Here is a 22,120-nt window from a genome sequence, read left to right on the forward strand (position 1 = left end):
TAGTTTTATATATTTGTAAAACTGATACAAAAGGCTTAAATAAAAATATTTATCACATAGATATTTTTAATTATTTAGCGATTTTACAAGTTAAAAAATTGAAATATTTTGATTATATTTTCATTGAAAATTTATCATTTTTAAAAAATATAAATTTTCCAAAAAATGCAAAAATTATTGCAAACGGATTTTTAAAATCTGATTTAAGACATTTTAAGGGCAAAAAAACTAGATTTTTAAGATTTATATACACTCAAGATTTTATAAAAATATTTAATCAAAATTGTGAGTTTTTGTATAATTTCAAACCCAAAAATCATAGTATTTTTAGCCCAAATGAGATAGATTTTGATATAGATAAAGAAGTGGAATTTTATTTAAACTGCATTAAGCAAGGCTTTAGGTTTTATGATTTTAGAAAAAGTAGAAAAGATGAGATTTTTAAAGCACTTGGAAATGGCAATGTATCTTTTAATGAAATTCCATTCGCAAATAATATTAGCAAAAAATATTTTTATATAAATAATCACAAAATTAACAAAGACTTTATACCAAATAATATAAATAATATAAAAGTAAATTTTATAAGCAAGAAAACAGAAGTGAAAAAATCAATATTTAAAAAATTATTTAATTTTAAGTGGGCTAGGAAAATCCTAGCCTTTAAATTATAGTTTTTCGCTATTATTAGCTAGGTAATCAGCAACACCTTTTGGATCAGCTTTCATACCTTTTTCGCCTTTATGCCAGCCAGCTGGACATACTTCACCATGCTCATTTGTAAATAACATTGTATCTACCATTCTAATCATTTCATCAATATTTCTTCCTAGTGGTAGGTCATTAATTACCGCGTGGCGAACTGTTCCATCAGCGTCTAATAAGAATGAACCTCTTAAAGCTACTGCTTCATCAAATAATACATCAAAACCACGAGCGATTTCTTTTGTAAGGTCTGCTACTAAAGGAAATTGTACATTGCCAATACCACCTTGATTTACTGGAGTATTTTTCCAAGCAAAATGGCAGAATTCGTTATCACCACTAATTCCGATTACATTAATTCCTCTATCTTGGAAATCTTTAAATCTTTTATCAAATGCGATAATTTCACTTGGACATACGAATGTAAAATCTTTTGGATAAAAGAATACTACTGTTCCTTTTTTACCCATATTTTTGTATAGATTAAAATTGTTATCTATTGTATTGTTTCCTAATACAGCTGGAGCTGTAAAATCTGGTGCTTTTTTTGTAACTAACATAATTTGTCTCCTTATTAATAATTTTTATTTGTTAAAAAATTATAAATGTTAAAAGTTAATAGAGATGTTAATCATACAAAAATTATCCTAAAATAATTTAAATCAAGATTTTAAGTAATTTTATAAAAATAATAAATCAGTATTAGTTTTAAAAATTATTTATTTTAAATAACTATTTAAAATATTTTTAATAAAAATTAATTTATAATATGATTTGCTTTTTGCCTTAGGCTTGTTAGGGTGGAAAGGTGGTAATATGGGAGAAACAATTATTTTAATCGTTTTAATCATAGCTTTACTAAGAACTTTAAAAAAGTTCTAGTAAAGCAACTAACTTAACAACTTAACAAAAATTATAGTAAAGCACGGCTTAGCCTAAGCTTAAAGCAATTCACCTAACCCTAGCAAATTAGCCGTGTTTTGCTAGGGTTTACACATATTTAAGCAATTTTATTCCGATTACAAAATAATCAATCACTAAACCTAAAGCTAATAATACAAACGGACTTATATATACTAATGTCTTATCCTTATATTTTATGCATAGAATTATACCTGTGATTAATCCTAAGATACTTGTTAAATAATTTAAAATAAATGCTTTTAAGGTGTAGTAATTAAAGCTTTCTATATCGCCTACATTTTTATTAATATTAAGTATTTTATCCTTTACTATCGTTTCATTATCACTATTTTTATTTAGCTCATATTCATTAAAATGAGATGATAGCATTGTATTTATAAAACTTTCTTTTGTTAGTTCAAGTCCTAGCTCTTTTGCATTTTTTTCATAGCTTTGTTTTGTATCTACTGCATTAAGCATTGCATAATAGCTTTGTAATTTTGAACCTAAATTCTCTAACTTATAAGCCCTTTTTTCTAGCCATTCATCAGCACTTAATATTCTTTCTCCTGTATAAAAAGCTTTATCTACATAATCGCTATATTGTTTTTCTGCATTAAAAACTAAATTATGTTGTTCTATTTCCTTTTTAACATAATCACTTGTAAAAGGTGTATAACCCTTTGTTTTATTAAAATATTTTTTAATAACATCTTCACTTAAAATATAATTTATATCTTTAGTATTGTCTATAATCATTTTATGATAATCATTTATATTTTGATTTTCTTTAGCATATTTTCTGTAGTTTTCTATAAATGGACTTTTAATACCATTATCTGTATAGCTTTTTTTTATATTATCTTGTATATTTTGTGGTAATTGCTTTATTAGTTCTTCATCGCTTAGATTAATTTGTAAGCCTTGTGAATATACAAGGCTCATTATAATAATTAATATTTTTTTCATTATTGTGTTGCCTTTAGTGAATATTTACTCGTATAGATATTATCCACTAAAGACTTAATTAATTCTTTACTCTCATTATTATAAGCTGATAATTTATTATTTATTTGATTTCTTATACTCTCTTCAATATCTCTTAAATCACTTGCTACTTTGCCTTTACTTTGCCAAAAACCTGTATAATCAGGGAATACTGACCTTATATCTTCATATTGTGATTTTAGTTTAGTGCCTGAATTTTGATATATCTTCATAAATGTTTTTGTTCTATTTTCTAGCAAGTCTACAGGATGAGAATTACCACCAACTCTAGTAAAAAATCTACCAATATTACCTGTATAGCCTACATTAAAATCTTTACCTTTGCCATTTTCTAATACATCATATATATCATTTAAGCCTTTAGATAACAATAATAAATCTTGTATTTCTTGTATTTCTTCTTCAGGTTTAGAAAATCCTTGTCTTGCTAAAGTATCCTTAAGCATAGTATAAATGCCTGAAGTATTGCTATTAATATAAGTTTCATTTTGATTTTTTATGTTTTTTAGTTCTTTTTGCCTTTCTTGTAGCTTTGCTAATTCTTGCCTAATTGTTTCTGAGTCTTCTAGGTTTGATGCGGCAGTTGTTAAACTAGTGGCTAATTGTTTTATCTTACTTGCATTATTTAGCATTTCTTGTTTTATTGTCTTATTTTGCTCTTGTGCTTTATTAAACATAGCTAAATCTACATTAGAAACGCCATTATTTCTCACGCTATTTGCACCATTGCCACTACCTTTAGGAATAGGGTTAAAATTATCTTCGTTTGCACGATAGCCTTGTCCTGTATATCCTAAATGTTTTTCAAATAAACGCTGTTTATCTAAGTATTTTTGAGCGTTTGCTATTTGAGTAGGGGTATCTGTTGCTAATGGGTCATTAAAAGCAGCCATTTGCATATAGTTTAAATGCTTATAATAAGCATTCTTTAAATCATCTCCTTTTAAGTTAGGAAACTTGAGTGAAAACTCATTAAAATCACTCATTACTTTTTTAGCTTCTTCTTGTTCTTTATAAGCTTGGTCTTTAAAAAACATATTTTGCTTACGCTCACTTATAATTGAATAGGTATTGCTTAAGTTTGCTTTGTGATTTTCCTTTTGCATTTTAAATATTTCAGGTTGTGTTTTTGTAGCGAATTGATTTTGCTTTAGAGTTTCCATATCGTTTGCAGTTTTTATTTGCTCTTGTGCGATTTTTTCATCTTTAGTTTGCTTAGCTATATCTAAATCAATTGCACCTTTTTGCACTTCATTTGCTAGGTTCTTTGTTCCTAGCTTAATAAAATAAGAGATTTTTATTAATTTATTTAAAGTAAAAAAGCAATTTCAAATTCTATAAAAATTTCAAATACAAAACTAGGAATTTCCTTAAGAAATCCCTAAAATTATTTCATTTCATTCAAACCATCAAGGTCTAAAACACCGCCGCTACTAGCATTGCTAACTAGCTTTTGATACATTCTAAGCCATCTTGAATTAAGCTCTTTTTTAATAGGCTTAAATTCCGCTCTTCTTCTAGCCATTTCTTCGTCATCAATTAATAGATTTATAGTGCATTTAATAGTGTCAATTTCTATTAAATCTCCATCTTTAATAAGCCCTATTTCGCCACCTTCAGCAGCTTCAGGCGAGCAATGTCCCACACTAAAACCACGAGTCGCCCCGCTAAATCTACCATCAGTAAGCAATGCAACCGACGCACCTAAGCCCCTACCCATAATAAGACTTGTTGGGCTTAACATTTCTTGCATTCCAGGACCACCTTTTGGACCTTCATAGCGAATTACTACACAATCTCCAGCAACCACTTTTCCACTGCTAATCCCTGCTATTGCTTCATTTTGAGAATTAAAGCAAACACATTTACCACGGAAAACCTTATCACCAACGATACCAGCTACCTTTATTACCGCACCTTCTCTTGCGATATTGCCAAATAATACGCATAATCCACCACGCTCAGAGTATGGATTATTTAAAGTTTTTATAGCCTTTCCATCAGGATTACTATCTTTAATCAGTTCTCCTATGCTATCTCCACTAATAGTAAGTGCATCTTTGCTAAAGAATTTACTTTTTTTGCTAACTTCATTCATTATTGCATATATTCCACCACTACTTCCTACATCTTGCATATGAGTTCCTGGCAGACTTGGGCTAACCTTAGCTATATGTGGTGTATCTTGAGCGATTTCGTGCATTAATTTTAAATCAATCTCATCAGCATAAGCTTCTTTTGCAATTGCTAAAGTGTGTAAAATTGTATTTGTGCTACCGCCCATTGCCATATCACAAACAAGAGCATTTTTTAAACTCTTATTATTTAAAATATTTCTAATTTTGTATTTTTCGCTTAGCTCTTCGCTCTTTGCAATCTCACAAATTCTTCTTGCAGCACTTCTTAATAATTCTTCTCTTTCAGAAGTTAAAGCTAAAATAGTTCCATTTCCCTTAAGTGCAATACCAAGGCTTTCCATTAAAGAATTCATTGAATTTGCCGTAAACATTCCACTGCAACTTCCAGCTCCAGGACATGCAGCACATTCAATTTCTTTTAATTTTGCTTCATCAATTTTACCAACTTCGTATTCGCCAACTGCTTCAAACGCTGTATTTAAATCAATTTGAGAACCATCTTTAAGCTTACCTGCAGCCATCGCTCCACCACTTACAAAAATAGTAGGCACATTCACTCTTAAAGCCCCCATAATCATACCTGGAGTAATTTTATCGCAGTTTGGAATAGCTATCATTGCATCTAGGCTATGTGCGTTCATAACCGTCTCAACACTACTTGCTATTAATTCACGACTTGGCAACGAATAAAGCATTCCACTATGTCCCATAGCAATACCATCATCAACACCAATGCAGTTAAACTCAAATGGCACACAGCCGTTTTTGCGTATTTCATCTTTGATAATTTCAGCATATTTATTTAGATAAAAATGCCCTGGAATAATCTCTATAAAACTATTACAAACCCCAATAAATGGCTTTGCAAAATCTTCATCTTTTAGCCCAACGGCTCTTAATAATGACCTACTTGGTGCTTTTGTATAACCTTTTTTAATAGTATCACTTCTCATTATTGCTCCTTTTAATAGATTTTCAAATTCCTATTTTAAATTCTAAATAAAAATATTATGTGGTTCTTCAGGTTTGCTTAGCTCATACCCTTGAGATTTTTCTATTCCGTAATCTTGAACTATTTTTAAAATTTCTTGATTTTTTACAAACTCAGCTACAACTTCATAACCTTGCTTATGAGCAAATCCTACTAGAGTTTCAAGAACGGTTCTAGCATTATTATCAATTACTAAACTTTCAATAATTGAGCCATCAATTTTTAAGTAATCAAACTTAATTTTTAATAATCTATAAAAGTTTGAATATCCACTACCAAAATCATCTATTGCTATCTTGCAACCCCTAAATGAAATTGATTTTAAGAAATTTGATAAATCATCATATTTATCAATACTTTCGCTTTCTAATATCTCAACACATAAAGCTTCTGGGCGAGAGCATTTTTCTAATCTATTTTCAAATACATCTCTAGTTTCTTTATTGATAATATCAGAGTTAGCTAGGTTTATACTAAAATTCGCATTAGGATATTGCTCTATCAAATCAAAAACCTTATTAATTACTACTTCTTGAATATCTTTATAAAGACCCACTTTTCTTGCTACATCTAAGAAAAGTCCCGGTGATACTATATTATTATGCTCATCTCTTAACCTTACTAACACTTCATAATAAGAAACTTCTTTTGTAATAGAATTATGCACACCTTGACAAACCACAAATATTTTATCATTTTCTAAAGCATATCTTATCTGACCTACTACTCTTTGTTGCTCTGCGTGTTGTTTTTCTATACTTAAACCTTCTTTATAAACACAATAAGGCTCTTTTGTTTTAATAGTCTCATAACTTGCTAAGATTGCTTGTGCAAGTCTATTAATAATCTCTTGATTTGACTTTCTAATATCACGCTCACTTGAAATTCCGATATTTAATTCTAAGTCTTTAAGTTCCATACCAGAATTTATTTTTAACTCAAATTTATTTTTTTTGCCCCGTGTAGAGTTCATTGTTTGGGTTTTAAAATGATTTTGTATCAAATCAGCTGCTGCCATAGCTTCTTCGTGGTTTTTATAAACTATACAAAACTCATCTAGTTGCAAATGATAAATACTAGTGCTTTTTAATACCTCATCGTTATTTTTCACATTTAAAGCATTTTTTAAAGAATTTGCAAAAACTTTTATAATCTCATCAATCATAATAGTTGAATAATTCAGCCTTAAATCATTGAAATTATCAATTTTTAAATATAAGAAAATATTATTTTTATTAGCTTTATCGTCTTTTAATTCCCTATCTTGTAAAGCCTGTAAAGATAATAAACCTGTTAAGCTATCTGTATCTAATTTCTTTTGCATATTATCAAGCTTGGTTTTATAATCTTTAATTTGTAAGATTTTTTTAGTTACATCAACTTTATTAATCAGCTCAATATTATCACCTAAATTTTTTCTAAATACAGAGAAAAATCTAGTTTCTTTTCTACTTGTAATATCATTTTCATTATAAGCTTGGATTTTGCTATGACTTTCTTGAATTAGCGTTCCATAATCAAACCCTTTAGCACTATCAGTCAAATCAATAATTCCATCTAATGAATCATAAAAATTCACAGCTTGTGCTTTTCTTATACTTTCACTTTGTTCGGTTGGTGCATGAACATTGAATGTAAAAGTATCATTTACATATTCAGCATATAAATTCTTTTTATTTTTTGTATTTATTAAAACTTGTTGAATTGGAGAATTTAAAAATGCTTTATATAAAATATTTAATGCACTTGTTAAATCTAGGCTATATTTAAAAATAATAAAAGTAGTAAATATTAATAAAACTGCAAAAATTGCACCAACTAAAACTAATTGGTCATTTGTCTTTTCTAAATGCTCAATTTTACTTAAAACTTGCAATTTTAATTGAGTTAAAATATTTTCAAAATCTGTGAAATTTTTAATTTCATTTTTTTCTTCGTGAAGTTTTTTCACTCCATCTAATAATTTTCTACTTAATATTAAATATGTTTTTTCATCATCAATAGTTGATATTTTATCTTCTAAAAGCTCTATATATTCTTTATCTTTATCTAATTTGGTTTTTGCATAATTTTGTTTTAATTCAATTAATTGTGTTTTATAATCAATAATTTGTTTTGTATTATTTTCTATTAATGAGTCTAAAAACTCAATATATCCTTTTATTGAACTCACGCTAATTTTAGTAGCAAATATATACTCTAAAACATTTTGTTTTACATCAACCAATTTTGATTGAGAATAAAGCACATTAAAGCTTTTAAAATCACTTCCGCTAGTCCCTAATAAACTATTAAAATCTTTTATATATTGTTTTAATTTTTCTATACTACTTTTAATTTTTTCTTCTTCATTAGCATTTAATTGTTTATTGTTTTTAAGAATTTGAATTAACTCATTAGTTTTAACATCAATCTCACTTAACTTCTTGCCACTATTTTCAAAATTTGCATAAATACTTGGTCTTTCTATATTTAGCATTAATTCTTGATTATCTAACATAATTTCGTGTATGTGATTATTTATATCGTAATTAATATCTATTTGATGAAGTTTGGTAAAAAATATTCCAGTGCATACAAAAATGCCAACCATCATTGCAGCAATGAAAATCTGTAAAATCTTTTGAACAAATGTTTTTATTTCTATATTTTTATATTCTCTATTCATTTCTCTTCCAAAATCTTAGGTCTTTTTCCTTCAAGTGTTTTTAAAAATTCTATTATATCATCAACATCTTTATCTGGCATAACTATGCCTAATTGACAAGCAGACATAACTCTAACAATATCTTCTAAATTATTAAATGCTCCTTGATATGTATATGGTTGGGTAATTGTAATATTTCTTAAAGTAGGCACTTTTACTTTTTTATCTTCTAATTTACAACCTTCTGAAAAGCTAGTATTTATATCAGCAATTATATTACTTCCAAAATTACTACCATTATGACACGACGAGCAGCCATAAAAATTAAATAATTTAAGTCCTCTTTTAGCATTATCACTTATAGCATTTTTATCTCCTTTTAAATATAAATCAAAAGGAGCATCAAGAGTTATTAAGGCTTTTTCAAATTCTACCAAAACACTTACTAAATTATCATAATTAGCGGCTAATCCTATTTCATTAAACCATCTTTGATATGTTACATTTAACTTAACCCAACTATTAAATTCATCAGGCGTAATATTCATATCGTCTTTTAATGTTTGTTTAATTTGTTCTCTTAAATCAGTAATATTTGCGTCTTTAAAAAATAAATTAGAATATACAATATTTAAAATTGTTGGTGGATTTGTTAAATTATCAGAATTTATACCAGAATTATTTGTCCCACTACCAGTAAGATTTAAATTATGACAGGTATTGCAAGATACTTTATTAGGACTTAAATTTACATCAAAATATAATCTTTTACCAACGGCAGCTAATTTTTTATCATAAGGTATGCTAGTTAAAGGTTTATATATATTCTCATCTGCAAAAGCAAAAACAATAAATACAATTAAAAATATAATCTTATTCATCATTGTCCTTGCATTCCTCACAAACTCCTTTTACCAAGACAGAATTAACTTTTAAATTATTAATTGTTGGAAACTCCAAATCTTTAGTATGATGACAAATATCACACACAAAAAGTGCATTATTACCTTTATTTATTTGATAATAACCCTTGCCATCTAAATCAATTTTATTTACCAATTTAGACTTTTGAAACTGCTCCATCGTCCTATAAAATGTAGTTTTATTTGCCTTAGTTTTAAATTCATCAAAACTCATAGGCTCTTTAGCAGCTAAAAGCTCATCTAATAATAAAATTCTAAGTTCTGTAATACCGATATCGTGCTTTTTTAATAATTTTACTGAATTCATCTCGTAAATAATAGCAAAAAAAATTAAAATTTAAACCTAATTTATTTTTTGCAACTAAGTTGCATTTAAGCAACAATTTACTACACTTGCAACTTTAAAACATTTATGAAAAGGAATTGCAATGAAAAAGATATTATTAAGTTCATTAGCTAGCGTGTATTTATTAGCTAATAATATAGGAGTTAGCATATTACCACAAGTTGAAATTGTTAAAAAACTATTACCAAATGCAAATATTACAACTCTTATGCCAGCAGGAGCTGACCCACATACTTACGAGCCAAAACCAAAGCAAATGATGGAGCTTAGTAAGGCTAAAGTATTTTTAGGTATCGGGGTTGAAATTGAAGATATATGGCTTAAAAGACTTGCCGAAAATACCAATATAAAAATAATTCACACTGATGAAAATATTCAAAAAAATAATTATTCTCATAAAGAATTAAACGAGCACCATCACGAACATAATGATGATATATATAATGGGATTTTTGATGATAATGATGTAAAAAATAGAGATTTAAGTGATTGGATTGGTAATTGGAAATCAATTTATCCTTACGCTAAAAATGGGGATTTAGATGAATATTACAAATTAAAATCAAATGCAAAAAAAGATAAAACCGAGCAAGAATATAAAGAATATTATCTAAATGGCTATAAAACCGATGTAGAAAGCATAATCATTACAAAAGATAGTATGGAATTTATACAAAATGGTGTAAGTAAAAAATCAAATTATAAATATATTGGATACAAAATATTAACCTATGAATCAGGTAAAAAAGGTGTTAGATATTTATTTGAAGCTACCAATAAAGATGCGGCTTTTAAATATGTGCAATTTAGCGACCACAATATCGCTCCTACAAAAGATTTAGAACATTTTCATATATTTTTTGGCAACTCTAGTCAAGAAGAATTGCTAAAAGAAATGGATAATTGGCCAACTTATTATCCTAAAAATATGAGCGTAAAAGATATTAAAAAAGACTTAATTCACCACATAGGCTCAAATCATAAAGAAGAGCACCATCACCACGAGCATCAACACGAGCATTCAGGCTTAGATGTGCATATTTGGACTGACCCTATTTTATTAAAACAAATTGCACAAAATTCAGCTAATGCTTTAAAAGAAGCTTTTCCTAATGAAAGCAAAACAATTGATGAAAATCTAAAAAATTATGAAAAAGAATTAGATGAATTAAACTTAAAAATATATGATTTAACGAAAAATGTGAATGTAAAAGGTTTTATAAGTGCTCATCCATCGTGGGGATATTTTGCTAAAAGATATAATCTTGTTGAATATACTTTAGAATTTGAAGGTAAAGAAATAAAACCTAGTGAATTAGCAAAAATCATAGAAATTGCAAAAGATAAAAAAGCTTGCCTTGTTTTAAAAGCACCGCAATTTAATGATAAATTGGCAAAAACCATTCACAAGGAAAGTGGATTAAAATTAGTAGAAATTAATCAACTTTCTAATGAATTATCTAAGGAGCTTTTAAACTTTGCGAAAATTATTAACGATAATTGTTCTAAACATTAATATATACGCTTGTGCTTTATGTGCTTTATATACGCCAACTGCTCATGTTAGCTTTAAAGGAAATTCCATTTCATGGGAATTTTCTTCTAATTTTTCACAAACACTATTAGACGGCTATGATTTAAATAATGACAAGAATTTAGACGAAAAAGAATTAGTAGCCGTTCGTGCTGCTTTGCTTGATTATTTACTACCTAGAGATTTTTTAACTACTTTAAAATATTATGATTTGCCATTCGGAGAAAGCAAAAAAATCAAATTTATTGTTAAAGATATTAAAGTAAGTTTTGATAAGGAGCTTTTTTTAGAATACTTTATAGATTATGATTTTAGTCCTAAAATTGATAGAGTTTTAATGTTTTCGGTAGAGGATTTAGATGGGTTTTTTAATTTTAAAATAAAAGAAAATACCTATAAAGTAGATGGTTTTAGCATTAATGAAAACATTAATCTAAATGCAGTTTATTATGAATTTCAAAAAGCAAATGTAATAGAAAAAATAGCTCAAAAAGTAGATGAAAAAGTAGAAAAATCAAAAGAATTTGAAACCAACACTTCAAAATCATTTTATGATATTTTATTAGAAAAATTAGCAAAATTACAGAGCAAAATGCTTGAATTATTAAAAGACAATAGCATATATTTATATCCTATCGCACTAATTTATGGCTTTTTTCACGCTTTATTACCAAGTCACGGAAAAAGCATAACCGCAGCTTATTTTATGAACTCTAAGAAAAAAATATTATTTTTTAGTCTAAAAGTAGGTTTTATTCACTTAGCAAATGCCTTTATAATTGCTAGTTTTTTCTCTTTATTTAATCTTTTAAATCTTAATAAAATTTCAGGATTTTTAATAAGTTTCTTAGCACTTATTTTGCTTTATTTAAAACTAAAAAAACCACAAATTTCACAAATTGCAAAAACACCAAATAATATAAAAAGCTTTAGTGTGGCTAATGAGAATAGAATTTTAAATGTAGTAAATAAAGAAAAAGTTCTTGATAATTTCTTAGCATTTAGCATAGGTTTATTGCCTTGTCCTGGACTTATTTTAGTAATTGGTTTTATAAGTAGCTTAGGTGCTAGAGCTTTTATAGCGGCTTTATTAATCGCATTAGGTATGAGTTTAGCTATATTTTTAAGTGCATTTATAATAACAAGATTTAAATTTAACTCAAAAATAGAGATTTTAAGCCTTGTATTTGTAATATGCGTTGGATTATTTATAGGATTTTTTGGATGATTGAAGTAAAAAATGTAAGCTTTTCTTACGATACGGAAGAGATTTTAAGCAATATTAGTTTTAATGTAGAAAAAAATGAATTCGTAGGAATTATAGGAGCAAACGGCGGTGGAAAAAGCACAACTTTAAAGCTTTTATTGGGTTTGTTAAAACCAAGTAAAGGCGAAATTATTATAAACACAAATAAATTAAGTTATGTTCCGCAAGTTGCTAATATAAATCCTAGTTTCCCTATCAATGTTTTAGATGTGGTTTTGATGGGAACTTTAAAAAGAAATTCATTCTTTTTTAATTCAAAACAAGATAAATTAAATGCACTTTTAGCACTTGAAAAATTGGGCTTAAAAGATTATGCAAATAAAAGATTTGCAAGTTTAAGTGGCGGGCAAAAGCAAAGAGTTTTAATAGCTAGAGCAATACTTAGTGGCTGTGAATTATTATTACTTGATGAGCCTACTGCTAGTATTGATGCAAAAGGACAAATAGAAGTGTTTGAATTATTAAAAAGCCTTAATAATCAAGGAATTAGCATAATTTGTGTTTGCCACGATATAGCTTTAATTTCTTCGTATGCAAATAAATTAATTCATATTAGCAAGACCGCACATTTACACAAAATCACAAAAGGTCTTGATAGCAACAAATTATTACACTTAGCAACGCATAAAAATAATTTATGCGAAGTTGATATATGGGAAAATTATGGAATATCTAAATTATAATTTTATTCAAAATGCAATTTTAGCAGCGGTTTTAGTAAGCATTGCTTGTGGGATTATAGGAGCGCTTGTTCTTACAAATCGCCTTGTAGCAATGGTAGGTGGTATTTCTCACGCAGCTTATGGTGGGCTTGGGATTTCGCTTTATTTTGGAGTTAGCACGATGCTTAGTACTTTAGCCTTTGTTATTGCTTGTGCTATTTTGATTGCATATTTATCAAGAAATTACAAAAATCAAGATGCTGTAATTGGTGTAGTATGGGCTTTTGGAATGAGTGTTGGGATATTGCTTAGCGATTTAAGTCCTAATTCAAATTCCATAGTTTTTAGCTATTTATTTGGAGCTATTTTGGCAGTTGAATTAAGTGATATTTATATTATGTTAAGTGCTGATATAGCTTTTATCATAATGGCTTTTGTGTTTTATAGACAATTAATAGGAGTTAGCGTTGATAGTGAGTTTTGCAAGGCAAATGGTGTTAATGCAAATCTAATTTATTATATGCTAATAATTGCAGCCGCTGTTTGTATAGTGATTAGTTTAAGAGTAGTTGGAATGGTTTTAATACTAGCTTTGCTTTGTATTCCTAGCTATATTTCTTCTATGTTTTGCACTAAGCTTTCATCTATGATGATTATTTCTGTATTATTATCGCTATTTTTTTGCTTAGGTGGATTAATTTTAAGTATTGCTTATGAATTAAGCAGTGGAGCTTGTATAATTTTACTTGCTTGTTTTTGCTTTATGATTGCTTATGTTTTAAGTTTTATTGTGAAAAAAAGAATTTGAAATAAGATAAAAATCTCATTTCAAATTCTAAAATTATTTTATAAATATCTTTGCAAGTGCTTCATTTACCTGCATTGAAGCTTTTTCATAATTTTCATTTTTTACCCATAGTTGAATTGCTATTTCTATATTAGTATCATTTACATTTTTAACCCCAACATAAATTGCTGGATTTTTTAAAATTAATTCATTTTGACCTAATGCTGTTTCAACTTCTTTTCTAACATCACATAAAGTTGATGGGTCAATTACTTTAGAATAATCAATTCTTCTTGTTTTTTCACGAGAATAATTATAAATATTATCGCTTATAACTTTTGAGTTTGGAACTATTATATTTGTATTATCGTATGTTCTAAGCGTAACTGAAAACAAACATATATCAGATACAAATCCTTCTCCTGCACCAAATTTTACATAATCACCTATTTTAAAAGGTCTAAACACTACAACCAAAACACCCGCAGCTATATTTGATAAAGTTTCTTTAAATGCAAAAGATATAGCAAAAGATGTAGCTGTAAATAAAGCAACGAATGAAGTCGTATCAACACCAACATTATTAAGTGCTGCTAGAATTCCAACAACTAAAATTATAATTTTTACAAGCTTAACTAAGAAATTGGTTAAAGTCTCATCTGTGCTAATTTTAATTAAAGTAACTCTTAAAATTTTTCCTACAACTTTCATTAAAAACAATGCTAAAACAATAATAAGAATTGAACCTAAAATCTTAAAACCATATTTTAAGAAAAATCCTTCAAAATCAAAACCTGCACTTTGCAAATCAATTAGTTTATTCAGAGTTTCTGTGGTTGTGGCTTTTACATCTTGAATTGTTGTATCCATCAATATCCTTTTTAAAAAATTTGAAAATGAATATTAACAATTAATTACTTAATTTTAATTAATATTATTCTCTAATCTAATTAAAAGGAGTAAAAATGAAAAATATTTTAGTGCCTATGGCAAATGGAGCTGAAGATATTGAATTAATTAGCATTATTGATATTCTTCTAAGAGCGAAAAATTATGGAGCTAATATAAATGTAATTTGTGCTAGTTTAGATGATAATTTAGAAGTTACACTAGATACTGGTATGGTTTTAAAAGCTAAGGTAAAACTAAGCGAAGTTGATACTAAAAACATTGATGCAATTGCTCTAGCAGGTGGTTTTGGTGGTATGACAAACCTTAAAAATAGTGAAAAAATCAAATCAATTTTACAAGATTTAAATTCTCAAAACAAATTAATAGCAGCAATTTGTGCTTCTCCAATAGTTTTAGCAAATGCTGGGGTTTTAAGTGATGAATTTACTTGCTATCCAGGTTGCGAAGAAGGAATTAAAGGAACAAGATTAAATGAGCCTGTAGTAGTTCGTAAAAATATAATCACAAGTGCTGGACCTATCACTTCATCTTATTTTGCACTTACAATAGTAAAAGAAATGGGATTTTTAGACCAATTTAATGGAATGCTTGATGGTTTATTAATAAATCAATTCGGAATTAAATTCTAATTAAAATATATTGAGTGTTTTTCAACACTCAATTAAAATATTTTCTTCTAACAAAGGAGCTAAAAAAGCTAGAACAAAATACTTTTTTAAAAAAATATAAAATGAAAAAGATTGTTAAAAATGAAGTGGCCGGGAGAAAGGGATTCGAACCCCTGGAGGCTTGCACCTCAACGGTTTTCAAGACCGCCGCTTTCGACCACTCAGCCATCTCCCGAAAAATTATCAAACAAGCGATAAAAGATTTTTTGCAAAAGCCTTATTGGAGGTGATACTCGGATTTGAACCGAGGATCAAGGCTTTGCAGGCCCATGCCTTACCGCTTGGCTATATCACCTTATGGTGCCCAGAGCCGGACTTGAACCGGCACGGTAAAAACTACCGAGGGATTTTAAGTCCCTTGCGTCTACCATTTCCGCCATCTGGGCAAAATATGTAAAATAATGGAGCGGGAAACGAGGTTCGAACTCGCGACCCCAACCTTGGCAAGGTTGTGCTCTACCACTGAGCTATTCCCGCACTTATGAAATAAAGACAGAATTATATATTTTTTTTCTTAAATTAAACTTAATTATAAAAAAATTATGAAACTTGTATATTTACACAATTTTTGCCGCTTTTTTTACCAAAATATAATTCTTGATCGGCAATTTTAAAATAATGCTCAAAACTATCTTTACAAGGATTTTTAATAAAAATACCACCAATTGTTATAGTTGGTTTTATGTTATATTTTTTCAATTCTTGTTTTGAAACTGAATTTTTTACTACATTCATATAGTATTCTGCTTCTTGATTGTTTTTCACATTTAATTTCACTACAAATTCTTCGCCACCCCATCTAGAAACAACGCCTTTAAGCCCTAACATTTCATACTGAATTGCTGATGCTACACTTTTTAAAACTATATCGCCTATATCATGACCATAAGTATCATTAATTCTTTTGAAATTATCTATATCACAAATTGCTATTAAAAGTGATTCATCTTTATTGAAGTTAGGAATTATCTTTTCTTCAAAGTATTTTCTATTAAAAAGACCTGTTAGAAAATCTCTATAAACCAAATAAGTTAAGTCGGATAATTTTTTATTTGAAGTAACCGTTGCAAGACCACCATAAATTAACATAAAAACAGAGCTTGAAAATGTATTGATATAGAAAAACAAATCTTGACTATTACTATATTCACCTACTAAATAATGTCTAAAATAATATAAACCATATATGCTAAAAAGCAAAAATAAACTTACTGATATTCTATAAAGCCACTTGCTAAAAAATGTAAATTGCAAGAAAAATAAGCACATCATAATAGTGCTAAATCCACTTTCAAACCCTAAATAATAAGAACCCATAATTTGGTGTAAAAATATTTCGGCAAATGCTACAAAAAACGCTGCTGTTATTTTGTCTTTTAAATAAAAGCAAATTGCTACAAAATAACTCGTTATTGAGTAAATATTAAAAATAGCCATAGGAAAAATACCATTAATTAAAAACAAAAAACAATAAACACAATGTGTAATAAATATAGAAACAAGTAGCCAAAGGTTTATGTCTATTTCTTTTAATAATTTAATAAAGTCGTTTTTAATTGTTTTTCCTTGTTTTAATTATAGTTAAGTAATTTTGCCTAAAATTGTTTAACACTTTGATGATAAGGATTAATATGGAAAGCACTTTAGTTGCACTTGGGGTATCAACTTTTAAAATAGCACTTTTATTATCACTTCCGATGCTCTTAGCTGGACTTATTGCAGGACTTTTAATAAGTATATTTCAAGCGACAACCCAAATTAACGAAATGACTTTAAGTTTTGTGCCAAAAATCATTTTAGTCGTAGTAATTATTATATTTTTAATGCCTTGGATGATGAATCAAATGATAGATTTTACAACTATGATATTAAATAAAATTCCAAGTTTTGTTAAATGATTTATCTAGCACAAACCGATACTACAGCTGGATTTTTAAGTAAAGATTATAAAGAAATTAATTTAGCTAAAAAACGAGAAATCAATAAACCTTGCATAATCACAAGCACATATCTAACTAGCCTTAAAAACATTGCAAGAGTTCCAAATAAATTTAAAAATCAAGTAAGAAAAGCTAAAAAAACAACCTTTATATATAAAAACCAAATATCATTTAGATTAGTAAATGATAATAAACATAGTTTATTTTTAAAGAATTTTAAATATTTATACTCAAGTAGTGCAAATTTGCACGGGTATGAATTTGATATAAATTATGCAAAAAATATAGCTAATGTAATTGTGGATTTGGATTTAGCTCAAAAAAGTTCATCAAAAATGTTTAAAATAAACAATTCTAAACTAAAACAAATTAGATAAATTATGATTTAAGTTTAAAAAAACTACCCCCACTACCACTTAAAAATAAGCCCTTATTAGCATAGTCTAAAGTGCTAGAATACAAAGCATTGCAAGGTTTTAGCAAATCATTTAATTCATAATTTGTAAAATTATTTAAAAGCTCTTTTGTCTTTAATTTACTCAATTCGTCATTTTCATAATATTTTGGCTCTTTTGCAAATTCGCTAAAAACATCTTTTGTGCTACAAGGTGTGCTAAATTCTAATGAAAAATCGCATAAATCATCGCTAAAATCATCAATTATCTCACCATATCCACTAACATTAGCACTCTTTAGCCCACTTTCAAAAAAGCTCACATCAGCCCCACTAAGCCTAGCAATTGCTTTAGTATCAAAAGGCTTTATATCATTTAATAGTTTTATAAAACAAGCAGCATTAGAACTAGCACCGCCAAGTCCTGCAAAAGTAGGGATATTTTTGTGTAAAACTAAAGCGAAATTATTTTGAAATTCTTGTTTTAAATTCTCATCAATCAAACTTAAAACTTTTGAAAAAATATCGCTTTTAGAATAAAAATTACTTACTAAATTATCATTTATCAAATAAAATTTATCCATCAATTCATCTTGTTTAAACTCATTTTCGTAAGTAATTCCATTGATTTTTAATAAAGAATTTGAATTAGGAATTAAAGTTTTATCTAAATTCCTAGCTTCATTTTTAGGTATAAAATAAAGCTCATCATATAAATTATCAATCCTATAAAATCTTGAAATTAATTGATGATAATTATCCTTTTTGCCTGTGATTTTTAAAAAAATATTAATCTTTGCAAAAGCTTTCATTATTTATCTTTTTTATACATTGAAAGTGAGCTTACTAAACTATCTAACAATTCACTTGAAGATGCAGCTGATTGGATATTTTCATCTTTTATAGAATCTACTAATTCATCTCTTAAAATTAAAGTTTGTTTAGGAGCTTCTATACCGATTTTTACCGAATCGCCCTTTATTTCAAAAATCTTAATTTTAATCCCACCATCAATAACTATTCCTTCACCTGCATTTCTTGATACTACTAACATTTTTCCACCTTATTTAAAATATATTCTATTTTTTCATCTAATCTAATAATGCTAAAACAATCTCCTAAATCTATTTTATAAATTTTGTAATCTTGTTTTTTAAAATCATTTAAGCTTAATTTTTTGCCTAATAGCAAGTCGTTTATATCGCCTAAATAAAAATTTTCTTCTAAACCAACACTTCCAAAAGCATCATAATTTTTAAATTCTTTAAAGCCGCCTTCACTAAGTCTTCTTAAAGCACTTAAAGTCCCTTTTACACCTAATTCATCGCAAATTAGCTTGGCGTATGAACGAACATAAGTGCCCTTACTAGCACTTAATCTAAAACTAATAAAAGGGAAATTATAATGCAAAAACTTAGCTCTCACACTCATTACACACTCATTTAGCTCAACCTTTTCGCCATTTCTAGCTAACTCATACGCTCTTTTGCCATTGATTTTTTTAGCACAAAATATAGGCGGAGTGTAAGTTATATCTCCTTGATACTTAGCAAAAGCTTGCATAATTTGCTCTAAACTAGGCTCTTTAACACTACAAAAGCTTATGTTTTCATTATCCAAGCTAGGGCTAATTGCACCAAGCCAAATCGTTGCTTCATAGACTTTTGGCTCAAGATTTAAAAAGCGAAATAATTTTGCGTGTTTTTTATCAGCACAGAGTAATGCCCCGCTAGCAAATGGGTCAAGTGTGCCTGAATATCCTAATTTTAGCCCTAATTTTTTACCTAATTTTAAAGCGTAAGAATTAGAGCTAATATTAATTGGTTTGTTTGCTAGAAAAATCATTATTCAAAAATAATTTTTACTTTATCGTTTTCTAAGCCATTTTCTATTATTTGCATACTTGTAAGACTACTAGCAACTGCGTTTTCTACTTCCATTACTTGATTAGGGCACATCATTTTTGTGCTTGCTGGATTTTCATAATAAATATTATTATTTTCTTGTTTTATAGCACTAAAAATTCTATTGCAACCTACAAACATTCCTAATTTATTATCTTCAATTATTAAAGACCAATTACTAAAATTGCTATATTCTTTATTTGTGTCTTTAACTATAATTTTTGATATTTTATATTCTTTATTTTCTAATTTTTTCACTTCTTTTGCTACCTCAACATTGTTAGTATTTACACAACCAAACAACACTAATATACTTAATAAGATTAAAGATTTTTTCATTTATTTTCCTTTGCTTTATTTATACTTTCTCTTAATAATCCTTCATCGGCTTTACCTAAAATAAAATACTCATTTCCTAATTTTTGATATTTACCATCTTTTAACATTACTTTAAAAGGTAATTGAACCTGAGTATTATATTTTATATCATCTGTTATTGCTTCTACTATCAAATCTGCTCTTTTATCATTTGTTAAAAAATAATACGCATTATAGTTCTTTGCAAATTCTTTTAATTTTTCATTATCAGCTTCTTCTGCATAAGATAATCCAACAAACACTAAATCATCTAAATGCTTTGATTGTATATCAAAAAGCATTGGAGCTTCGGCTCTACAAGGCTGACAAAAAGTCCCAAATATATCAATAATTAAAATTTTATTGCTATCAACCAAACTAAAGCCATTTTCTTCTCTTTTGATTTTTATTTCTTGATTATCCCAACTTTTTAAAGTTAATATATCTCCAGTTTTAATACTTGTAGTTTTAGCTTCATCGTTGCAAGCGCTAAAAAATAAAGCAATAAAACTAGCAACAAATAATAATTTTTTCATACCCACTCCTTAAAAACTTCTAATAAATACGCTATGCATAGGTTTTCCATCTTTATCAAGTTTATAATACTTAAATGCAATCTTGGTTCCTATGTTTAATGGTTTATTAATTTCGTTTATATTAAAACCACTGCCTATAGTAATAGTTGTAAGCTCGTTATTATTTAATTTTTCATCGGTAAATTTAGTAAGAGCTCTTAAAGCGTTAATCTTTTTCCATTGGCATTCATAATTAATTAGCTTACCTTCATTGTTTAAATTAGTTTTTGATATAACGCAATTGTCTTTATAAAATTTTCTAATTTGAACTATTTTATCTTGTCTTGGAACATCATAATTAGTGTTCTTTTTGTGTAAATATACGCCCTCTGATTCTTTTAATATAACTTCATTAAAAAAATCTACAAATTCATCTTCACTATTAAATTCATTCTGAACTACGAATGTAATATTTTTATTAGGGTGTTCTTTTAAATAATCTCTTAAATAATTTAATCTATCCTTTAAATCTCCTTTTTGATTAGGGACATCAACCACATAAAATTTAGCACATTTAAGCTTGTTTAACATAACATCATTAAAGGTATCATAATAATCTGTCCCACAAAATAAAAGACCTTTTATCTCAAAAGGTGGAAAATCCTTTGTAAAATCTTTGCTAATTTCATAAGTTTGATTATGATTATTATATAACTTTTTACCATCCCAGTTTGCACCCATACCATCAATATATTCGCTAATATAATAATCTCTTACATCAATACTTTTTAACTCATCAAAATCACTTCCTTTAAATGAGCTACCTAGTAATGTTGAAAAAAACATACAAAAAATTAAAAAAAATTTCATCCATTCTCCTAAAATCTATATAATTCTTTAAAAAACTTTAAAATAAAAATCTAAATCTATTAATTAAGGGGACTTATGATTTCTAAAATATCTATTTCTAAAAAACTTTTATTGCTTACAAGCACATTTTTAATTATATTATTAATTTATAATATTTTGCTAATTAAAAATAGTTATAAGACATATAATTCTTCAATAACTGCACAAGATAGCGTAAAGATAATATCTCAAACCAACGAAATAATTCACTTATTACAAGTTGAGCGTGGGCTTAGCGTAGGATTTTTAGCTGGTGCAAATAAACAAACTTTAATAGAACATAGAGCTAAATTTATTTTAAATAACGACTTAAAAAACGAAGTTGATAGTCTAAGAAATATGGTAGATAATAAGGCTAATAGAGCTGTAGTATTACAAAATTATACTAATTTAATAAATCAACAAATCAAAAAAGTTAAAGATATTTCTCAAAGTCTTGATGAAAGCTATGCTAGTTTAAGCGATGCTCTTAATTTAGTAGCTACTACAAAAGAAAGATATGGCTTATTAAGGGGGACTTTAAACGGAGTATTTAATGCAAATACTATGGATATTAATACTTTTTCAAACATTAGTTACCTAAATACAAGTATTGCTGGAAAATTAAAAG

24 protein-coding genes and 4 tRNA genes are annotated in these 22,120 nt (G+C 27.5%); 9 read left to right on the forward strand and 19 right to left on the reverse strand.

All coding sequences use genetic code 11. The features are described from left to right. The coding region (locus KJQ99_RS03510) for a hypothetical protein (RefSeq protein WP_214150046.1) at positions 1–674 on the forward strand (674 nt) is incomplete at its 5' end. Here the strand turns inward: KJQ99_RS03510 and KJQ99_RS03515 are convergent. The 7 genes from KJQ99_RS03515 to KJQ99_RS03545 form a co-directional block, all read right to left on the reverse strand. Further along, a complete protein-coding gene (locus KJQ99_RS03515; RefSeq protein ID WP_214116319.1) occupies positions 669–1,265 on the reverse strand; it encodes a peroxiredoxin in 597 nt (198 codons plus the stop codon). The genes KJQ99_RS03510 and KJQ99_RS03515 overlap by 6 nt on opposite strands. A 430-nt stretch (positions 1,266–1,695) precedes the next feature. Beyond that, positions 1,696–2,577, reverse strand: coding sequence for a hypothetical protein (locus KJQ99_RS03520; RefSeq protein WP_214150047.1), 882 nt, complete (start codon positions 2,575–2,577; stop codon positions 1,696–1,698). Next, positions 2,577–3,866 carry a hypothetical protein gene (locus tag KJQ99_RS03525; RefSeq protein ID WP_214150048.1) on the reverse strand — a complete coding sequence of 430 codons (1,290 nt, stop codon included), beginning with the start codon at positions 3,864–3,866 and terminating at the stop codon, positions 2,577–2,579. The genes KJQ99_RS03520 and KJQ99_RS03525 overlap by 1 nt, the downstream gene beginning before the upstream one ends. A 137-nt stretch (positions 3,867–4,003) precedes the next feature. Then, positions 4,004–5,707, reverse strand: a complete 1,704-nt coding sequence (gene ilvD, locus KJQ99_RS03530) for a dihydroxy-acid dehydratase (RefSeq protein WP_214150049.1) — start codon at positions 5,705–5,707, stop codon at positions 4,004–4,006. A 42-nt stretch (positions 5,708–5,749) separates the two neighbouring features. Beyond that, complete coding sequence (locus KJQ99_RS03535) at positions 5,750–8,413, reverse strand: EAL domain-containing protein (RefSeq protein WP_214150050.1); 2,664 nt, start codon at positions 8,411–8,413, stop codon at positions 5,750–5,752. After that, positions 8,410–9,273, reverse strand: coding sequence for a cytochrome-c peroxidase (locus KJQ99_RS03540; RefSeq protein ID WP_214116310.1), 864 nt, complete (start codon positions 9,271–9,273; stop codon positions 8,410–8,412). Before KJQ99_RS03540 ends, KJQ99_RS03535 begins: the two co-directional genes overlap by 4 nt. After that, the gene (locus KJQ99_RS03545; RefSeq protein WP_214116307.1) at positions 9,266–9,622 is read right to left on the reverse strand and encodes a transcriptional repressor; all 357 of its coding nucleotides are present in this window, start codon (positions 9,620–9,622) and stop codon (positions 9,266–9,268) included. Before KJQ99_RS03545 ends, KJQ99_RS03540 begins: the two co-directional genes overlap by 8 nt. A 121-nt stretch (positions 9,623–9,743) precedes the next feature. Here KJQ99_RS03545 and KJQ99_RS03550 point away from each other — a divergent pair, with 121 nt between their 5' ends. From KJQ99_RS03550 to KJQ99_RS03565, 4 genes are read left to right on the forward strand one after another with little or no spacing between them, the layout of a single operon-like run. Further along, positions 9,744–11,177, forward strand: a complete 1,434-nt coding sequence (locus tag KJQ99_RS03550) for a metal ABC transporter solute-binding protein, Zn/Mn family (protein WP_214150051.1) — start codon at positions 9,744–9,746, stop codon at positions 11,175–11,177. Continuing rightward, the gene (locus KJQ99_RS03555; protein ID WP_214150052.1) at positions 11,140–12,423 is read left to right on the forward strand and encodes a hypothetical protein; all 1,284 of its coding nucleotides are present in this window, start codon (positions 11,140–11,142) and stop codon (positions 12,421–12,423) included. The genes KJQ99_RS03550 and KJQ99_RS03555 overlap by 38 nt, the downstream gene beginning before the upstream one ends. Then, positions 12,420–13,145 (forward strand): metal ABC transporter ATP-binding protein, encoded by a 726-nt coding sequence (locus KJQ99_RS03560; RefSeq protein ID WP_214116301.1) that lies wholly within the window; start codon positions 12,420–12,422, stop codon positions 13,143–13,145. Before KJQ99_RS03555 ends, KJQ99_RS03560 begins: the two co-directional genes overlap by 4 nt. Further along, a complete protein-coding gene (locus KJQ99_RS03565; RefSeq protein WP_250325106.1) occupies positions 13,126–13,932 on the forward strand; it encodes a metal ABC transporter permease in 807 nt (268 codons plus the stop codon). Before KJQ99_RS03560 ends, KJQ99_RS03565 begins: the two co-directional genes overlap by 20 nt. Before the next feature lie 33 nt (positions 13,933–13,965). Here the strand turns inward: KJQ99_RS03565 and KJQ99_RS03570 are convergent, their stop codons facing one another. Then, entirely contained in the window at positions 13,966–14,781 is an 816-nt protein-coding gene (locus KJQ99_RS03570; protein ID WP_214119648.1) for a mechanosensitive ion channel family protein, read from the reverse strand. 95 nt (positions 14,782–14,876) lie between these two features. On the opposite strand from KJQ99_RS03570, the gene KJQ99_RS03575 reads away from it, so the two are divergent. Beyond that, positions 14,877–15,452, forward strand: a complete 576-nt coding sequence (locus KJQ99_RS03575) for a DJ-1 family glyoxalase III (protein ID WP_214119649.1) — start codon at positions 14,877–14,879, stop codon at positions 15,450–15,452. Positions 15,453–15,578: 126 nt separating this feature from the next. Here KJQ99_RS03575 and KJQ99_RS03580 read toward each other — a convergent pair. The 5 genes from KJQ99_RS03580 to KJQ99_RS03600 all read right to left on the reverse strand — a co-directional run bounded on the left by KJQ99_RS03580 (position 15,579) and on the right by KJQ99_RS03600 (position 16,928). Continuing rightward, positions 15,579–15,666, reverse strand: a tRNA-Ser gene (locus KJQ99_RS03580). A 46-nt stretch (positions 15,667–15,712) separates the two neighbouring features. Then, a tRNA-Cys gene (locus KJQ99_RS03585) sits at positions 15,713–15,786 on the reverse strand. A 3-nt stretch (positions 15,787–15,789) separates the two neighbouring features. Continuing rightward, positions 15,790–15,877 (reverse strand) — tRNA-Leu (locus KJQ99_RS03590). A 16-nt stretch (positions 15,878–15,893) separates the two neighbouring features. Then, a tRNA-Gly gene (locus tag KJQ99_RS03595) sits at positions 15,894–15,968 on the reverse strand. Positions 15,969–16,031: 63 nt separating this feature from the next. After that, the gene (locus KJQ99_RS03600; RefSeq protein ID WP_214116278.1) at positions 16,032–16,928 is read right to left on the reverse strand and encodes a GGDEF domain-containing protein; all 897 of its coding nucleotides are present in this window, start codon (positions 16,926–16,928) and stop codon (positions 16,032–16,034) included. Between the two features lie 194 nt (positions 16,929–17,122). Here KJQ99_RS03600 and fliQ point away from each other — a divergent pair, with 194 nt between their 5' ends. Both fliQ and KJQ99_RS03610 read left to right on the forward strand, forming a co-directional pair. Beyond that, positions 17,123–17,389: a flagellar biosynthesis protein FliQ gene (fliQ, locus tag KJQ99_RS03605; RefSeq protein WP_214116269.1), complete on the forward strand. Its 267-nt coding sequence runs from the start codon at positions 17,123–17,125 to the stop codon at positions 17,387–17,389. Further along, positions 17,386–17,808, forward strand: a complete 423-nt coding sequence (locus KJQ99_RS03610; RefSeq protein ID WP_214150053.1) for a Sua5 YciO YrdC YwlC family protein — start codon at positions 17,386–17,388, stop codon at positions 17,806–17,808. Before fliQ ends, KJQ99_RS03610 begins: the two co-directional genes overlap by 4 nt. Position 17,809: 1 nt before the next feature. Here KJQ99_RS03610 and KJQ99_RS03615 read toward each other — a convergent pair whose 3' ends face one another. The 6 genes from KJQ99_RS03615 to KJQ99_RS03640 are packed head-to-tail and all read right to left on the reverse strand — an operon-like array spanning position 17,810 to position 21,471. Continuing rightward, a complete protein-coding gene (locus tag KJQ99_RS03615; RefSeq protein WP_214150054.1) occupies positions 17,810–18,637 on the reverse strand; it encodes a GHMP family kinase ATP-binding protein in 828 nt (275 codons plus the stop codon). Beyond that, entirely contained in the window at positions 18,637–18,879 is a 243-nt protein-coding gene (gene csrA, locus KJQ99_RS03620) for a carbon storage regulator CsrA (protein WP_214116264.1), read from the reverse strand. The genes KJQ99_RS03615 and csrA overlap by 1 nt, the downstream gene beginning before the upstream one ends. Then, positions 18,873–19,670: a pseudouridine synthase family protein gene (locus tag KJQ99_RS03625; RefSeq protein WP_214150055.1), complete on the reverse strand. Its 798-nt coding sequence runs from the start codon at positions 19,668–19,670 to the stop codon at positions 18,873–18,875. Before KJQ99_RS03625 ends, csrA begins: the two co-directional genes overlap by 7 nt. Continuing rightward, positions 19,670–20,068, reverse strand: a complete 399-nt coding sequence (locus tag KJQ99_RS03630) for an META domain-containing protein (protein WP_214150056.1) — start codon at positions 20,066–20,068, stop codon at positions 19,670–19,672. The genes KJQ99_RS03625 and KJQ99_RS03630 overlap by 1 nt, the downstream gene beginning before the upstream one ends. Next, a complete protein-coding gene (locus KJQ99_RS03635; RefSeq protein WP_214119653.1) occupies positions 20,065–20,622 on the reverse strand; it encodes a TlpA family protein disulfide reductase in 558 nt (185 codons plus the stop codon). The genes KJQ99_RS03630 and KJQ99_RS03635 overlap by 4 nt, the downstream gene beginning before the upstream one ends. A gap of 9 nt (positions 20,623–20,631) precedes the next feature. Next, entirely contained in the window at positions 20,632–21,471 is an 840-nt protein-coding gene (locus tag KJQ99_RS03640) for a hypothetical protein (RefSeq protein ID WP_214116255.1), read from the reverse strand. Positions 21,472–21,546: 75 nt separating this feature from the next. On the opposite strand from KJQ99_RS03640, the gene KJQ99_RS03645 reads away from it, so the two are divergent. After that, a partial coding sequence (locus KJQ99_RS03645; protein ID WP_214150057.1) for a nitrate- and nitrite sensing domain-containing protein occupies positions 21,547–22,120 on the forward strand: 574 nt, incomplete at its 3' end.

It is taken from the genome of Campylobacter sp. 2018MI13 (assembly GCF_018501135.1).
Classification (GTDB): Bacteria; Campylobacterota; Campylobacteria; order Campylobacterales; family Campylobacteraceae; genus Campylobacter_E.

Bases quoted from the DNA above. Each gene is read 5' to 3' on its own strand.
- KJQ99_RS03515 (WP_214116319.1), bottom strand. From the start codon at position 1,265: ATGTTAGTTACAAAAAAAGCACCAGATTTTACAGCTCCAGCTGTATTA.
- KJQ99_RS03520 (WP_214150047.1), bottom strand. From the start codon at position 2,577: ATGAAAAAAATATTAATTATTATAATGAGCCTTGTATATTCACAAGGC.
- ilvD (WP_214150049.1), bottom strand. From the start codon at position 5,707: ATGAGAAGTGATACTATTAAAAAAGGTTATACAAAAGCACCAAGTAGG.
- KJQ99_RS03535 (WP_214150050.1), bottom strand. From the start codon at position 8,413: ATGAATAGAGAATATAAAAATATAGAAATAAAAACATTTGTTCAAAAG.
- KJQ99_RS03540 (WP_214116310.1), bottom strand. From the start codon at position 9,273: ATGAATAAGATTATATTTTTAATTGTATTTATTGTTTTTGCTTTTGCA.
- KJQ99_RS03545 (WP_214116307.1), bottom strand. From the start codon at position 9,622: ATGAATTCAGTAAAATTATTAAAAAAGCACGATATCGGTATTACAGAA.
- KJQ99_RS03550 (WP_214150051.1), top strand. From the start codon at position 9,744: ATGAAAAAGATATTATTAAGTTCATTAGCTAGCGTGTATTTATTAGCT.
- KJQ99_RS03560 (WP_214116301.1), top strand. From the start codon at position 12,420: ATGATTGAAGTAAAAAATGTAAGCTTTTCTTACGATACGGAAGAGATT.
- KJQ99_RS03565 (WP_250325106.1), top strand. From the start codon at position 13,126: ATGGAATATCTAAATTATAATTTTATTCAAAATGCAATTTTAGCAGCG.
- KJQ99_RS03570 (WP_214119648.1), bottom strand. From the start codon at position 14,781: ATGGATACAACAATTCAAGATGTAAAAGCCACAACCACAGAAACTCTG.
- KJQ99_RS03575 (WP_214119649.1), top strand. From the start codon at position 14,877: ATGAAAAATATTTTAGTGCCTATGGCAAATGGAGCTGAAGATATTGAA.
- KJQ99_RS03600 (WP_214116278.1), bottom strand. From the start codon at position 16,928: ATGGCTATTTTTAATATTTACTCAATAACGAGTTATTTTGTAGCAATT.
- fliQ (WP_214116269.1), top strand. From the start codon at position 17,123: ATGGAAAGCACTTTAGTTGCACTTGGGGTATCAACTTTTAAAATAGCA.
- KJQ99_RS03610 (WP_214150053.1), top strand. From the start codon at position 17,386: ATGATTTATCTAGCACAAACCGATACTACAGCTGGATTTTTAAGTAAA.
- KJQ99_RS03615 (WP_214150054.1), bottom strand. From the start codon at position 18,637: ATGAAAGCTTTTGCAAAGATTAATATTTTTTTAAAAATCACAGGCAAA.
- csrA (WP_214116264.1), bottom strand. From the start codon at position 18,879: ATGTTAGTAGTATCAAGAAATGCAGGTGAAGGAATAGTTATTGATGGT.
- KJQ99_RS03625 (WP_214150055.1), bottom strand. From the start codon at position 19,670: ATGATTTTTCTAGCAAACAAACCAATTAATATTAGCTCTAATTCTTAC.
- KJQ99_RS03630 (WP_214150056.1), bottom strand. From the start codon at position 20,068: ATGAAAAAATCTTTAATCTTATTAAGTATATTAGTGTTGTTTGGTTGT.
- KJQ99_RS03635 (WP_214119653.1), bottom strand. From the start codon at position 20,622: ATGAAAAAATTATTATTTGTTGCTAGTTTTATTGCTTTATTTTTTAGC.
- KJQ99_RS03640 (WP_214116255.1), bottom strand. From the start codon at position 21,471: ATGAAATTTTTTTTAATTTTTTGTATGTTTTTTTCAACATTACTAGGT.